This is a genomic window from Streptomyces sp. NBC_01476, from assembly GCF_036227265.1.
In the GTDB taxonomy this organism is placed as follows: Bacteria; Actinomycetota; Actinomycetes; order Streptomycetales; family Streptomycetaceae; genus Actinacidiphila.
In genome coordinates, this window is record NZ_CP109446.1 from 1,961,852 (window position 1) to 1,976,140 (window position 14,289).

Below are 14,289 nucleotides of genomic sequence, written 5' to 3' on the forward strand. Positions count from 1 at the left end.
CCGCCCGCGCCATCCGTGCGAGTGGTTCTCCGGCGGAACGGTCCTTCGGCGCCCGGCCGGACCGCCCCCGGGCGGAAGGCCGCCGGCGGCGGCCTGAACGCACCACGCGGCCCGTCGTCCGGCGGCGGTCCGCGCGGGCGGGAAAGACCCCGCCCCGTACCGGTGGGCCGCCCGGCGGGGATAGGGTGCCGGGGAAAGCGCGGGAGCCCGGACGGACTGGGCTGAGAGGGCGGCTGACCGGCCGCCGACCGTAAGAACCTGATCCGGGTCATGCCGGCGAAGGGAGACCGAGCACGATGCCCCTACCCGTGAACGGGCCCAGGGCCCACGACGTCCTGGTGGTCGGCGGCGGCCTCATCGGCCTCGTCACCGCCTGGCGGTCCGCCCAGCAGGGCCTGGCCACCGCCCTTGCCGACCCCGCCCCCGGCGGCGGAGCCGCGCATGCCGCGGCCGGTATGCTCGCCGCGGTCACCGAGCTGCAGTACGGCGAGCAGACCCTGCTCGACCTGAACCTCGCCTCGGCCGCCCGCTACCCCGCCTTCACCGCGGAACTCACCGAACTCACCGGCCTCGACACCGGTTACCGCCCCTGCGGCACCCTCGCCGTCGCCCTGGACGCCGACGACCGCGCCGATCTGCGGGACCTGCACGCCTTCCAGACCTCGCTCGGCCTGGAGTCGCAGTGGCTCAGCGGGCGGGACTGCCGCCGCCTCGAACCGCTGCTCGCCCCGGGAGTGCGCGGCGGACTGCGGGTGGACGGCGATCACCAGGTGGACCCGCGGCGCCTGGTCGCCGCCCTGCTGCGGGCCGCAGAACTCGCCGGGGTGACGTTCCTGCGCTCCGCGGTGACCCGTATCGCCCGTACCGGTGACCGCGTCACCGGTGCGGTACTGGCCGACGGCAGCGAACCGGCCGCCGGCCGCACCGTGCTGGCCGCGGGCAGCGAGAGCGGCCGGATCGCCGGGCTGCCGGAGGAGGCGCTGCCGCCGGTCCGCCCGGTGAAGGGCCAGATCCTGCGGCTGCGGATCCCGGCCACGCACGCGCCCTTCCTCTCCCGTACGGTCCGGGCGGTGGTACGCGGCAGCCATGTCTATCTGGTGCCGCGGGAGAACGGCGAGCTGGTACTCGGCGCCACCAGCGAGGAGTTCGGCTGGGACACCACGGTCACCGCCGGCGGCGTCTACGGACTGCTCCGCGACGCGCATGAGCTGGTGCCGGGCATCACCGAACTCCCGCTCACCGAGATGCTCGCCGGGCTGCGCCCCGGCTCCCCCGACAACGCTCCGCTGCTCGGCCCCACCGCCCTGGACGGGCTGCTGCTGGCCACCGGGCACCACCGCAACGGCGTCCTGCTCACCCCGGTCACCGGCGACATCATGGCCGAGGTGCTGGCCCGCGGTGAACTCCCGGAGTACGCGCGGCCGTTCACCGCGGCCCGGTGCGTACGGCAGGAGCAGCCGGCATGACGATCACCGTACGGCTCAACGGTGAACCCCGTGAGCTGGCCGAACCGTGCGCCCTGGCCGCCCTCGTGGCGACCCTCACCACCGCCCACTCGGGCGTCGCCGCCGCGCTCAACGAGACGGTGGTGCCGCGGACCCGCTGGCCCGACACCGTCCTCGCGGACGGCGACCGCGTCGAGATCCTGACCGCGGTACAGGGGGGGTGAACCGTGTCCGTCTCCACCGGCGAGAAGATCTCCGACTCCCTTGCCATCGGCGACGCCGTCTTCGGCTCCCGGCTGATCATGGGGACCGGCGGGGCGCCCAGTCTCGACGTGCTGGAACAGGCGCTGCTGGCGTCCGGCACCGAGCTGACGACGGTGGCGATGCGGCGCCTGGACCCGACGACGAAGGGCTCGGTGCTGTCGGTGCTGGCCCGGCACGGGATCCGGGTGCTGCCGAACACCGCGGGGTGCTTCACCGCGGGTGAGGCGGTGCTGACCGCGCGGCTGGCGCGGGAGGCGCTGGGCACCGACTGGGTGAAGCTGGAAGTCATCGCGGACGAGCACACCTTGCTGCCCGACCCGGTCGAACTCCTCGACGCTGCCGAGACCTTGGTGGACGACGGCTTCACCGTGCTGCCGTACACCAGTGACGACCCGGTGCTGGCCCGCAAGCTGGAGGACGTGGGCTGCGCGGCGATCATGCCGCTGGGCTCGCCGATCGGCTCCGGTCTCGGCATCCGCAACCCGCACAATTTCCAGCTGATCACCGAACGCGCCACCGTCCCGGTGATCCTGGACGCGGGCGCCGGCACCGCCTCCGACGTCGCCCAGGCGATGGAGCTCGGCTGCGCCGCCGTCATGCTGGCCTCCGCCGTCACCCGCGCCCGGCACCCGGCGGTGATGGCCGCCGCCATGCGGCACGCCGTCGAGGCGGGCCGGCTGGCGCACCGCGCGGGCCGGATCCCCCGCCGCCATCACGCCCTGCCCTCCACCCCGGCCGACGGCCTGCCCGCCCTCGACCCCGAACGCCCGGCGTTCTGAGCGGTGTTCATCCCTCCGTGCGGACTCCTTCGGCGACGGCCGCCGCCCATCCCGGCAGCCGCTCGTCGCTCCCGGCCCGGCTGACGCACTGCAGGCCGAGCGGCAGCCCGTTCGCGGCCCGGCCGGCCGGGACCGTCAGCGCGGGCCAGCCGGCGTTGCTCCAGGGCAGGCACATGATGGAGTCGCCGGTGCTGTCGAGCCCGTACGGGGCGGGACCGGTGGCCGCCGGGCTGATCCACACATCGACGCCCGCCTCCTCGGTGGCACGCGTCAGGCGGTCCCGGAAGGCTTCCCGGGCCCGCAGCCCCCGCTGGTAACCCTCCCGGGTGATCGCCTGGCCCTGCCGGACCGTGGCGGCGGACTGCTCGCGGTAGAGCGCGCCGTACCGGGGGAACCACGCGGCGTGGCTGCGGGCGGCCTCGTAGCGGTTCACCGTGAACAGGTCGGCCACGTCACGGGCGAAGTCCGCGAAGAGCGGGACGCGGCGGACCGCGAACCCGGCGCCGGCCAGCGCCGCCACCTGACCCTCGAAGACGGCCCGCGCCTGCGTACCGGCCCGCTCCAGATAGGGGCCGTCGGGCACGCCGAGCACCGGACGTCCCCGCGCGGCCTCCTCCGCCGGCTGCCAGTCGTCGCACAGGACGGCCGCCGCGGCCGCCACCTCGGCGACGGTCCTGGCGAAGATCCCGAGCGTGTCGTACGAGGGGGCGTTGGGGATCACCCCGTCGAACGGGATGCGGTGGAGGGTCGGCTTGAAGCCGACCACACCGCAGTAGGCCGCGGGCCTGATCACCGAACCGACCGTCTGGGTGCCGATCGCCAGTGGCACCATGCCCGCGGCGACGGCCGCCGCCGATCCGCTGCTGGAGCCGCCGGGCGTGTGGTCCGGGGCGTGCGGATTACGGGTCGGGCCGGGCGCGAGGATGGCGAACTCCGCCGTGACCGTCTTCCCCGCGATCAGCGCGCCGGCCGCGCGGAGCCGGTCAACCACCGTCGCCTGGGGACCGTCGAACACCTCAGGGGGCAGCCGGGAACCGCCGCGGGTGGGCAGGCCGGCCACCCGGATGATGTCCTTCACACCGACCGGGACCCCGTGGAGCGGCGGGAGCGGCCGGCGGCCGTGGAGCGCCCTGAGCTCGTCGTGGAGGCGGGCCCGCCGGGCGCCGGCCGACTCCGCGCCGGCGACGAAGGCATGGATGCCGGGGTCCAGCGCGTCGATCCGGTCGCACAGCGCGTCAATGGCGGCGGGCGCCGGGCCGGCCGTTTCGTCCGGGGTGGTTTCCACGGCCACCAGCCTGCCTGAACTCCTTCCCGCCGGGCAGGGTCCGTCGTCCCCGCGGCCGGTCACGGCGGCGCGGGCGACGTCACAGAACGGTTCCGAACGCCACGGACAGGACACAGTGCGGGGCCACGCCCGTAAGGCGGCGCGCCGGGGATCGTAGAATCGGGCGTCGTGGACAGCACCGTGCAAGACCCGCTTCTCGGACAGATCCTCGACGGGCGTTATCTGGTCGAGGGGCGCATCGCGGTCGGCGGGATGGCCACGGTCTACCGGGCCGTGGACACCCGCCTGGACAGGGTGCTCGCGCTGAAGGTGATGCACCCGGGGCTGGCCGGCGACGCGGAGTTCGTGGAGCGGTTCATCCGGGAGGCGAAGGCGGTCGCCCGGCTCGACCACCCCAATGTGGTCGGGGTCTACGACCAGGGCACGGACGGCACCTATGTGTATCTGGCGATGGAATATGTGGCCGGCTGCACGCTGCGCGACGTGCTCCGGGAGCGCGGCGCCCTGCAGCCCCGGGCCGCGCTGGACATCCTGGAGCCGGTGCTGGCCGCGCTGGGCGCCGCGCACCGGGCGAAGCTGATCCACCGGGACATGAAGCCGGAGAACGTGCTGATAGGCGACGACGGCCGGGTGAAGGTCGCTGACTTCGGCCTGGTGCGGGCGGTGGGCACCGAGACCAGTGCGACGGGCGCGGGCGCGCTGCTGGGCACGGTCTCCTATCTGGCACCGGAGCAGATCGAGCACGGCACGGTGGACCAGCGCACCGATGTGTACGCGTGCGGTGTGGTGCTCTACGAGATGCTGACCGGGCAGAAGCCGCGCAGCGGCAGTACGCCGGCGCAGGTGATCTTCCAGCACCTCAACGAGGCGATGCCCGCTCCGTCGGCGGCCGTCCCCGGCCTCGCTCCCGCGCTCGACCGGCTGGTGGCGCGGGCCACCGCGCGCGATCCGCGGGAGCGGCCCGCCGACGCGGTGGAGCTGCTCGCCGAGGTGCAGGCCGTGCGCTCCGTCCTCACCGGGGAGCAGCTGGACGGCCGGCCGGCCGACGCGGTGCTCACGGTGGCCCCGGTAGGTTCCGAGGAGCCGACCAGCGTCGTACCGCTGCCGCCGGTGGCCGCCGCGGAGCACGACACCGCGCAGCTGAACCGTACGAGCCGGCTGGTGATGCCTCCGCCGCCCCCGCCGCCCCCGGCCGGGCCGCCGGCGCCGCGGGCGCGGCGCGGCCGGCGCGGTCCGATCGCCCTGGTCCTGGTGCTGCTCGCCGTGCTCGGCCTCGGCGCGGGGGTCTGGTACATCAGCGACGGACAGTTCACCCACGTGCCCGGGGTGCTCTCGCTGAGCCAGGCCGAGGCCCAGCGGAAGCTGTCGTCGGCCGGCCTGGCCACCAAGGTGAAGCAGGACTTCTCACTGAACGTGCCGCGCGGCGCGGTCATCTCCACCGACCCGGCCCCCGGCAAACGGATCCGCAGCAACGGCACGGTGACCCTGACCGTCTCCAGGGGCCCGCAGCAGGTGCCGGTGCCCCGGGTCACCGGGCACGCGCTGGCCACCGCCCGGCAGGAGATCACCGACGCGGGGCTGGCCCCTGGCACCGTCACCAGGACGTTCAGCGACGACGTGCCGAACGGCCAGGTCATCTCCACCGACCCGGCGGGCGGCATCAACCGGGCCCCTGGCACCCCGGTGGCGATCACCGTCTCGCGCGGCGCGGCCGTCGACGTGCCGGATGTGATCGGCAAGCCGGTCGACGAGGCCCAGCAGGACCTGGCGGACGCCGGGCTGAAGGTGGTGATCGCCCCCGACCAGGTCTTCTCCGACGAGGCCGACAAGGACACCGTCGCGCGAGTCTCGCCGTCGGGCCAGGCCGGCACCGGCGACACGGTGACGATCACCGTCTCCAAGGGCCAGCAGACCTTCGCGGTGCCGGACGTGACCGGCAAGAACACCGACGACGCCAAGCAGATCCTGACCGACGCGGGCTTCGAGGTGCGGGTGATCAACCTCTTCTTCGGCAGCACCGTCTTCAGCCAGTCGCCGGACGGCGGCGGCCAGGCGCCCAAGGGCGCCACGATCACGCTGTGGGTGCGCTGACCGGTGCGGGAGCTGCGTAATCCGATCGGCGCGCATCTCCCGGTCGCCGGTGGTCTGGCGACGAAGGGGCTGGCGTACGCGGCCCGGACCGGCGCTGAGGCGGTGCAGGTCTTCGTGGCGAACCCGCGGGGCTGGGCCACCGTGCCCGGCGACCCGCGGCAGGACGAGGAGTTCCGGGCACGCTGCGCGGAACTGGGCATCCCGGCCTATGTGCACGCGCCCTACCTGATCAACTTCGGCTCGCACACCGAGGCGACCGTGGACCTGTCGGTGGACTCGCTGCGGCACTCACTGCGCCGGGCCCGGCAGATCGGTGCGCTGGGGGTGGTGGTGCACACCGGTTCGGCGACCGGCGGCCGGGCGCGGGAAGTGGCCCTGGCGCAGGTCGGGGAGCGGGTCAGGCCGCTGCTCGACGAGCTGACGCACGACGACGACCCGTGGCTGCTGCTGGAGCCGACCGCCGGGCAGGGCTTCTCGCTCTGCTCGCTCGCCGAGGACCTGGGCCCGTACCTGGCGGCGCTCGACCGTCACCCGCGGGTGGGGCTGTGCCTGGACACGTGCCACATCTACGCGGCCGGGCACGATCTGGCGGCCGAGGGCGGGGTGGCGCGGACGCTGGCGGAGATCGAGGCGGTGGCCGGTCCCGGCCGGCTGCGGCTGATCCACGCCAACGACTCGAAGGCGGGCTGCGGGTCGCATCTGGACCGGCATGTGAACATCGGTGCCGGCCACATCGCGGCCGCGCCTTTCGGGGACCTGCTCCGCCACCCGGCGACCGAGGGCGTGCCGCTGGTGATCGAGACCCCGGGCGGTCCCGAGGGCCACGCGGCGGACGTCAAGCTCCTCAAGGAGCTGCGGGACGCGTGAGCTCTACAGCTCGGGCCCGTCGGCCGGCTCTTCCTGGTACGAGTAGCGCTGCTCACGCCAGGGGTCGCCGACGTTGTGGTAGCCGCGTTCCTCCCAGAAGCCGCGGCGGTCGGCTGTCATGTATTCCACGCCGCGGACCCACTTGGGGCCCTTCCAGGCGTAGAGCCCGGGGATGATCATCCGCACCGGGAAGCCGTGCTCGGCGGTGAGCGGCTGGCCGCCCTGGCGGGTGGCGAATATCGACTTGTCGTCGAGGAAGTCCTCGATCCGCAGATTCGCGGAGTAGCCGTACTCGGCCCAGATCATCGCGTGGGTCACGTCGGGGGCGGGCGGGGCGAGCTTGACCACGGTGTCGGTGGCGACCCCGCCCCATTCGACGCCGAGCATGGAGAACTTGGTGACGCAGTGGAAGTCGGCGATGACCGTCGCATAGGGGAGGGCGGAGAACTCCTCGTGGTTCCAGCAGGTCTTGTCGCCGTCGGCGGTGGCGCCGAAGACCCGGAACTCCCAGCGGTCGGGCTTGAAGCGCGGCACCGGCCCGTAGTGGGTCACCGGCCAGCCGCGCTGGAGCCGCTGCCCCGGGGGAAGCTCCCCCTCACGATGCCGCGGTGAACCCATGTCCCCATGGTGACAGACCGGCCCGGGTGCTTCCGACCCGCCCTGCCCCATTCCGTACCGATTGCTGACAATACGGGCGCGGATGGTAAGCCCGCGCTTACTGGATCGGCGGGAGGCGGGGTGCGAGGATGCGGGCGACAGACGAGTCCGAACGGGAAGGATGGCGTTGCCATGCAGGGCGACCCCGAGGTCATCGAGTTCCTCAACGAACAGCTGACCGCCGAGCTGACCGCCATCAACCAGTACTTCCTGCACGCGAAGATGCAGGAGAACTTCGGCTGGCTGAAGCTCGCGAAATACACCCGCTCGGAGTCCTTCGACGAGATGCGGCACGCCGAGCTCATCACCGACCGGATCCTGCTGCTGGAGGGCCTGCCCAACTACCAGCGGCTCTTCCACGTCCGGGTCGGCCAGACGGTCACCGAGATGTTCCAGGCGGACAAGCAGGTGGAGGTCGAGGCGATCGACCGGCTGCGGCGCGGGATCGAGCTGATGCGCAGCAAGAGCGACATCACCTCGGCGAACATCTTCGAGGCGATCCTGGCGGACGAGGAGCACCACATCGACTACCTGGACACCCAGCTCGATCTGATCGAGAAGCTGGGGGAGCCGCTGTACATCGCGCAGCAGATCGAGCAGCCCAGCTCGGACACGAACGACTGACCGGCGCCGCGGGCCGGGGCCGCGGCCTCAGGCGGCCTGCTGGTCCCGGGCCTCGACGAGTACCGCCGGGGGGAGCGCGGGTGCCTGCTGCGCGGCGGCCACCGGGCCCTGCCCGGCGCAGCCGGCGCCCCGGCCCAGCAGCGCCTGGATCCGCTTGACGCAGGAACCGCAGTCGGTGCCCGCCTTGCAGGCGGAGGCGATCTGCCGCGGGGTGCAGCGGCCGTCGCCGGCGTGCTTCTTGACCTGCTGCTCGGTGATGCCGAAGCAGGAGCAGACGTACACGCGATGCACCGCCGTTCGGGTCCCGCGGGAGATGCCCCGCAGAAACTGAGGAAAGCCTAACCTCATCTAAGGTCAGGCTTACCTTACCCGGCGTGCGAGTCGGACAAAAGCAGCGGGGGGCGCGGATCGGTGTGATCCGCGCCCCTTCGACTGCTGCCGGCCGCCGGGCGGCTACTGGCCCCGGTACATCTCGGCCACCAGGAAGGCCAGGTCCAGCGACTGGCTGCGGTTGAGGCGGGGGTCGCAGGCCGTCTCGTAGCGCTGGTGCAGGTCGTCCACGAAGATCTCGTCGCCGCCGCCGACGCACTCGGTGACGTCGTCACCGGTCAGCTCGACGTGGATGCCGCCGGGGTGGGTGCCGAGGCCGTGATGGACCTCGAAGAAACCCTTCACCTCGTCGAGCACGTCGTCGAAGCGCCGGGTCTTGTGGCCGGAGGCCGCCTCGAAGGTGTTGCCGTGCATCGGGTCGCTGACCCACGCCACCTGCGCACCGGACGCGGTGACCTTCTCCACCAGCGTCGGCAGCTTGTCGCGTACCTTGTCGGCGCCCATCCGCACGATGAAGGTCAGCCGGCCGGGCTCGCGGTCCGGGTCGAGGCGGTCGATGTAGGTCAGCGCCTCCTCCGGGGTGCTGCCGGGGCCGAGCTTGATGCCGATCGGGTTGCTGATCCGGGAGGCGAACTCGATGTGCGCCCCGTCCAGTTGCCGGGTCCGCTCGCCGATCCACACCATGTGGCCCGACACGTCGTAGAGCTTGCCGGTCCGCGAGTCGGTACGGGTCAGCGCCGTCTCGTAGTCCAGCAGCAACGCCTCGTGCGAGGCGTAGAACTCCACCGTGCGGAACTCCGCCGGGTCGGTGCCGCAGGCCGCCATGAAGTTCAGCGCGTTGTCGATCTCGCGGGCCAGTGCTTCGTAACGCTGGCCGGACGGCGAGGACTTGACGAAGTCCTGGTTCCAGGCGTGCACCTGGCGCAGATCGGCGTAGCCGCCGGTGGTGAAGGCCCGCACCAGGTTCAGGGTCGAGGCGGAGGCGTGGTACATCCGCTTGAGCCGTTCCGGGTCGGGGATGCGGGCCTCGGGGGTGAACTCGAAGCCGTTCACCGAGTCGCCCCGGTAGGTCGGCAGCGTCACCCCGTCGCGGGTCTCGGTCGGCTTGGAGCGCGGCTTGCTGTACTGCCCCGCGATCCGCCCGACCTTGACCACCGGCACCGAGGCGGCGTAGGTGAGCACCGCGCCCATCTGCAGCAGCGTCTTGAGCTTGTTGCGGATCTGGTCGGCGCCGACGGCGTCGAACGCCTCGGCGCAGTCGCCGCCCTGGAGCAGGAACGCCTCGCCCTTGGCCACCGCGGCCAGGCGGTTGCGCAGCTGGTCGCACTCCCCCGCGAACACGAGCGGCGGATACGAGGCGAGGTCGGCGATCACATCGCGCAGAGCCTCGGGGTCGGGCCACTCAGGCTGCTGCGCCGCGGGAAGAGCGTGCCAGGTGTTGCCACCGGCGTGGAGTTCAGCGTTCACGGTCACTCCCCCAGATTACGGGGTCGTCGCCGGCGGGTTTCGGCTCGCCCAGTGGGTGAGACATGGCGTCCGTGTGAATCGGGGCGGGAGTGACGGCGCGGTACCCGTGATCAGCGCGGGAAGGGCCATCGGCGCTGTTAGCGTCCCGCTTCGGGCGGTCTCCGCCGGAGACGAACGCCGAGAGCAGGGCGCCGCAGCGCGTCCCGGAGCCGAGGGCCGACACGTTGCCACGGAGCAGACACCGCAAAGGAAACGCACCGCTCGCCCGCCGCGTCGCCGCGGCCGTCCTGGCCGCCTCGGCCGCGTACGGCACCGTCGCCATGGCGGCGCCGCCCGGGGAAGGACCCGCCGAGCCGCCCGCCGGCACCCGCGCCCTGCAGGAGTCCTTCGCGTCGGCCGCCGGGGAGTTCAAAGTCCCGCAGAATGTCCTGATGGCGGTGGCGTACCGGCAGACCCGCTGGAACGCGCACGGCGGCCTGCCGAGCACCACCGGCAACTACAACGTGATGGGGCTGACCCAGGTCGACCCCGGTGATCTGGCCGCCCGCCCGGCAGGTGCCACCGACGGGCTGAACCAGAGCGGCGACCCGCGCCGCAGCGCGCGCTTCCACCCGGACGCCGCCCTGCGCACGCTGCGGGGAGCCGGCGCGGTCGACACCGGCGACCCGCGGCTGCACACCCTGGACCTCGCGGCCAAGCTGATCGGCCGCCCCGCCGGCAGCCTGCGGACCGACAGCGCGCAGAGCGTCCGGGGCGCCGCCGCGCTGCTCGCCCGGTACGAGAAGGCGGCGGTCGGCTCGCTGCCTGCCGACGTGGGCCGCTGGTACGCGGCGGTCGCCCGTTACAGCCAGTCCCCCGACGCCTCAGGTGCCCGGCAGTTCGCCGACAGCGTCTTCGCCACGGTCCGCAGCGGGCAGCGCGCGGTCACCGACGACGGCCAGCGGGTCGTCCTGCCCGCCTCGCCGCAGGTGTCGCCGGTCAGGACCGGCAGGATCCCGCTGACGCCCGCCGCCGCGGGGCCGGCGGTCAAGGCCGACGACGCGGTGACCCCGCAGTGCCCGGCCACCCTGCGCTGCGACGTCGCCGCCGCCGCGTTCCGGCAGAACAGCGCGGACAAGGCCGACTACGGCAACTACGACGTCACCGACCGGCCCGCCGACGGGCAGCGGATCACCTCGATCGTCATCCACGACACCGAGGGCACTTACGCGGGCACGGTCTCCAGCTTCCAGAACCCGACGGCGTACGCCAGCGCCCACTATGTGATCCGGGCCTCCGACGGCCAGGTCACCCAGATGGTGGCCGACAAGGACACCGCCTGGCACGCCGGCAACAAGACCGTCAACATGCACTCGATCGGCGTCGAGCACGAGGGCTATGCGATCAAGGCCGGCAGCTGGTACTCCGAGACCGAGTACAGCTCCTCCGCCCTGCTGGTGCGCTGGCTCTGCGCGACGTACGGCATCCCCCGTGACCGTGAGCACATCATCGGCCACGACGACGTCCCGGGACCGCTGGACTCCTACGCCGGCGGCATGCACTGGGACCCCGGCCCGTACTGGGACTGGAACCACTACATGGCGCTGATCCTGGCGCCCGACGGTTCGGACCGCACCGGCACCGTGCCCAAGGCCGGCCAGGTGATCAGCGTGGTGCCGCCGTACACCACCGGCAACCAGCCGGAGGTCACCTACGGCGGCAAGGCCCAGGCCCCCCACCCGGCGAACTTCGTCTACCTCCACACCTCGCCCTCCCTGACCTCCGCCCGGCTCGGCGACCCCTATCTGCACAGCGGGACCGCGGGCACCTCCGACGGACCGGACTGGGGCGACAAGGCGGTCGCCGGACAGCGGTTCGTGGTCGCGGAGCAGTCCGGCGACTGGACCGCGATCTGGTACGGCGGCAAGAAGGGCTGGTTCGCCGACCCGGGCGGCTCCAACGCCGCCGTGGACGACGCCGCCGACACCATCGTGCTCACCCCAGCGACCGGCCGCGACTCGGTCCCGGTGTACGGGCGCGGCTACCCGGAGACCGCCGCCTACGCGGGCACGGGCGTGCCGGTGCAGACCGACAACGACAAAGCGCTGACCCGGTACGCGCTCCCGGCCGGGCAGCGTTACGTCGCGGCCGGTCCCGCGGTCACCGGCGACTACTTCTACGCCCAGAACATCGACAACAGCGCTCCCGGCGACCACACCCTGGTCACCGGGAACACCACGTACTACCCGATCCGGTACAACCACCGGCTGGCGTACGTGAAGGCGTCCGACGTCCAGCGGATCACCGGCGCGGCCTCCTGAGCGGACACCGCCGCCCGCCCGGCGGGCATGCGATAGGCTCGGCCGCATGACCTCGCCGATGCACCAGACGCTCAACCAGAACTGGTGGTGGACCGCTTCCCGGGCGGCCCGCTGAACATCGCGCGTACTCACTTCGCGAAGGCCGCCCTCGCAGGGGCGGCCTTCGGCGTTTCCCGGGCCGGCCGCCCCCAGGACCCACCCCCTGGAAGGACCCCCGCCGTGCACCCGACCCCCGCCCAGCTGACAGCACGCCTGCTCGCCCCCGGCTGCCCGCCGTTCGCCCTGCTGCACCGCCACACCCCCGGCCGCCCCGAGGGGGTCGTCGAGGTGCTGCTCGGCCCGGTCGAGGAGCATGCGCGGCTCACCGACATCCCGCTGCCCACCGGTGCCCCCGGCGCCGCGGCCACCGACGTGCTCGCCCTGGTCCCGTTCTGCCAGATCCGTGAACGCGGCTTCGACGTCCGCGACGACGGCACCCCGCTGGCCGTCCTGCGGGTGCGGGAGCGGTACGAACTCCCGCTCGCCGCTCTGCCGGCCGCGCTGCCCGACCGGGACGTGCGGGTGACGGGCGGCGCCTTCGACGTCGCCGACGAGGTCTACGCGGGCATCGTGCGGCGGGTCATCGAGGACGAGATCGGCCGCGGTGAGGGCGCCAACTTCGTGATCCGGCGCACCTTCCGCGGCACCGTGCGGGAGTACGGTCCTGACGCCGCGCTGGCGCTGTTCGCGCGGCTGCTGCGCGGCGAACGCGGCGCGTACTGGACCTATGTCGTGCATACCCCGGAGCGGACCCTGGTCGGCGCCAGCCCCGAGGTGCATGTGCGGATGGCCGGCGGGACGGTGGTGATGAACCCGATCAGCGGCACCTACCGCTACCCCGAGCAGGGCCCGTCCGCCGAGGGGCTGCTGGCGTTCCTCCGCGACCCCAAGGAGGTCGAGGAGCTGACGATGGTGGTGGACGAGGAACTGAAGATGATGTGCACCGTCGGCGACCTCGGCGGGGTCGTGGTGGGCCCGCGGCTGAAGGAGATGGCGCACCTGGCGCACACCGAGTACGAGTTGCGCGGCCGGTCCACGATGGACGTACGGGAGGTGCTGCGCGAGACGATGTTCGCCGCGACGGTGACCGGGTCCCCGGTGCAGAACGCCTGCCGGGTCATCGAGCGGTACGAACCCGGGGGCCGCGGCTACTACGCGGGCGCGCTGGCGCTGATCGGCCGGGACGCGGGCGGGGCGCAGACACTGGACTCGCCGATCCTGATCCGTACCGCCGACATCTCGCCGGACGGCGAGCTGAAGGTGCCGGTCGGGGCGACGCTGGTGCGGCACTCCGACCCCGGCTCCGAGGTGGCCGAGACCCATGCCAAGGCGGCGGGTGTGCTGACCGCGCTGGGGGTGCGGCCGGCGCCGGTACGGGCCCCGGGCGCGCCCCGGCTGCGGCTGGCGGAGGACATCAGGGTCAGGACGGCGCTGGACGCCCGCCGGGCGGACCTGGCGCCCTTCTGGCTGCGGATGCAGACCGAGCACCCGCCGGCGACCGCCCACGCGCTGGTGGTCGACGGCGAGGACACCTTCACGGCGATGCTGGCGCATGTCCTGCGGTCGGCGGGCCTCGCGGTGACGGTACGGCGCTACGACGAGCCGGGGCTGCGGGCGGCGGCCGCGGCGCACCCGGGTCCTGTGGTGCTCGGCCCCGGCCCCGGCGATCCCGCCGACCCGGCGGACCCCAAGATGCGGCTGCTCCGCGCGCTGGCGGCTGACCTGCTGGCAGGTCACCGGCACGGGGTGCTCGGGGTCTGCCTCGGCCATGAACTGCTGGCCGCGGAGCTGGGGCTCGACCTGGTCCGCAAGGAGAACCCGGCCCAGGGGGCCCAGGAGCGGATCGACTTCTTCGGACGGGCGGAGACGGTCGGCTTCTACAACACCTTCACCGCGCGGTGCGACGCGGCGACGGCGGAGGAGCTGGCGATGCACCGGGTGGAGCTGAGCCGGGACCCGGTCACCGGGGACATCCACGCGATGCGTGCGCCCGGTTTCGCGGGGGTCCAGTTCCACCCGGAGTCCGTGCTCACCCTCAACGGCCCGGCTCTGCTCGCCTCCCTCCTGCCCCCGGTCACCGTCCGCTGAGACCGGCCCCTGAGACCGGCCGCTGAGACCGGCCGGTGCCCGGCGGAGGGCGC

General features: G+C 73.1%; 12 protein-coding genes and 1 riboswitch. Of the genes, 8 read left to right on the top strand and 4 right to left on the bottom strand.

Annotated elements, in window-relative coordinates:
- The first annotated feature begins 198 nt into the window (after nt 1-198).
- Nucleotides 199-286, top strand: a riboswitch (TPP riboswitch).
- 10 nt (nt 287-296) lie between these two features.
- The 3 genes from thiO to OG552_RS08570 all read left to right on the top strand — a co-directional run bounded on the left by thiO (nt 297) and on the right by OG552_RS08570 (nt 2,488).
- Nucleotides 297-1,466: a glycine oxidase ThiO gene (gene thiO / locus OG552_RS08560; protein ID WP_329130886.1), complete on the top strand. Its 1,170-nt coding sequence runs from the start codon at nt 297-299 to the stop codon at nt 1,464-1,466.
- Nucleotides 1,463-1,669: a sulfur carrier protein ThiS gene (thiS, locus tag OG552_RS08565; protein WP_443070892.1), complete on the top strand. Its 207-nt coding sequence runs from the start codon at nt 1,463-1,465 to the stop codon at nt 1,667-1,669. Before thiO ends, thiS begins: the two co-directional genes overlap by 4 nt.
- A 78-nt stretch (nt 1,670-1,747) precedes the next feature.
- Nucleotides 1,748-2,488 carry a thiazole synthase gene (locus tag OG552_RS08570; protein ID WP_443071150.1) on the top strand — a complete coding sequence of 247 codons (741 nt, stop codon included), beginning with the start codon at nt 1,748-1,750 and terminating at the stop codon, nt 2,486-2,488.
- A gap of 7 nt (nt 2,489-2,495) precedes the next feature.
- Here the strand turns inward: OG552_RS08570 and OG552_RS08575 are convergent, their stop codons facing one another.
- Complete coding sequence (locus tag OG552_RS08575) at nt 2,496-3,779, bottom strand: amidase (RefSeq protein WP_329130888.1); 1,284 nt, start codon at nt 3,777-3,779, stop codon at nt 2,496-2,498.
- Between the two features lie 162 nt (nt 3,780-3,941).
- Between OG552_RS08575 and pknB the strand changes: the two genes are divergently transcribed.
- Both pknB and OG552_RS08585 read left to right on the top strand, forming a co-directional pair.
- Nucleotides 3,942-5,864: a Stk1 family PASTA domain-containing Ser/Thr kinase gene (gene pknB, locus OG552_RS08580; protein ID WP_329130890.1), complete on the top strand. Its 1,923-nt coding sequence runs from the start codon at nt 3,942-3,944 to the stop codon at nt 5,862-5,864.
- A 12-nt stretch (nt 5,865-5,876) separates the two neighbouring features.
- Nucleotides 5,877-6,731, top strand: coding sequence for a deoxyribonuclease IV (locus tag OG552_RS08585; RefSeq protein WP_329140669.1), 855 nt, complete (start codon nt 5,877-5,879; stop codon nt 6,729-6,731).
- A gap of 3 nt (nt 6,732-6,734) precedes the next feature.
- Here the strand turns inward: OG552_RS08585 and OG552_RS08590 are convergent, their stop codons facing one another.
- Entirely contained in the window at nt 6,735-7,349 is a 615-nt protein-coding gene (locus tag OG552_RS08590) for a sulfite oxidase-like oxidoreductase (protein ID WP_329130892.1), read from the bottom strand.
- A gap of 171 nt (nt 7,350-7,520) precedes the next feature.
- On the opposite strand from OG552_RS08590, the gene bfr reads away from it, so the two are divergent.
- A complete protein-coding gene (gene bfr / locus OG552_RS08595; protein ID WP_329130894.1) occupies nt 7,521-8,012 on the top strand; it encodes a bacterioferritin in 492 nt (163 codons plus the stop codon).
- 27 nt (nt 8,013-8,039) lie between these two features.
- Here bfr and OG552_RS08600 read toward each other — a convergent pair whose 3' ends face one another.
- Nucleotides 8,040-8,303 (bottom strand): (2Fe-2S)-binding protein, encoded by a 264-nt coding sequence (locus OG552_RS08600; RefSeq protein WP_329130896.1) that lies wholly within the window; start codon nt 8,301-8,303, stop codon nt 8,040-8,042.
- 162 nt (nt 8,304-8,465) lie between these two features.
- Nucleotides 8,466-9,815, bottom strand: coding sequence for a class II 3-deoxy-7-phosphoheptulonate synthase (locus OG552_RS08605; protein ID WP_329130898.1), 1,350 nt, complete (start codon nt 9,813-9,815; stop codon nt 8,466-8,468).
- Between the two features lie 218 nt (nt 9,816-10,033).
- On the opposite strand from OG552_RS08605, the gene OG552_RS08610 reads away from it, so the two are divergent.
- Nucleotides 10,034-12,109, top strand: a complete 2,076-nt coding sequence (locus OG552_RS08610; protein WP_329130900.1) for an N-acetylmuramoyl-L-alanine amidase — start codon at nt 10,034-10,036, stop codon at nt 12,107-12,109.
- Nucleotides 12,110-12,328: 219 nt separating this feature from the next.
- Entirely contained in the window at nt 12,329-14,236 is a 1,908-nt protein-coding gene (locus OG552_RS08615; protein WP_329130902.1) for an anthranilate synthase family protein, read from the top strand.
- Nucleotides 14,237-14,289 lie beyond the last annotated feature (53 nt).

What these genes read in the sequence shown, in the direction of transcription:
- OG552_RS08590 (WP_329130892.1), bottom strand. Translation starts at nt 7,349, where the DNA reads ATGGGTTCACCGCGGCATCGTGAGGGGGAGCTTCCCCCGGGGCAGCGG.
- thiS (WP_443070892.1), top strand. Translation starts at nt 1,463, where the DNA reads ATGACGATCACCGTACGGCTCAACGGTGAACCCCGTGAGCTGGCCGAA.
- OG552_RS08570 (WP_443071150.1), top strand. Translation starts at nt 1,748, where the DNA reads ATGGGGACCGGCGGGGCGCCCAGTCTCGACGTGCTGGAACAGGCGCTG.
- thiO (WP_329130886.1), top strand. Translation starts at nt 297, where the DNA reads ATGCCCCTACCCGTGAACGGGCCCAGGGCCCACGACGTCCTGGTGGTC.
- bfr (WP_329130894.1), top strand. Translation starts at nt 7,521, where the DNA reads ATGCAGGGCGACCCCGAGGTCATCGAGTTCCTCAACGAACAGCTGACC.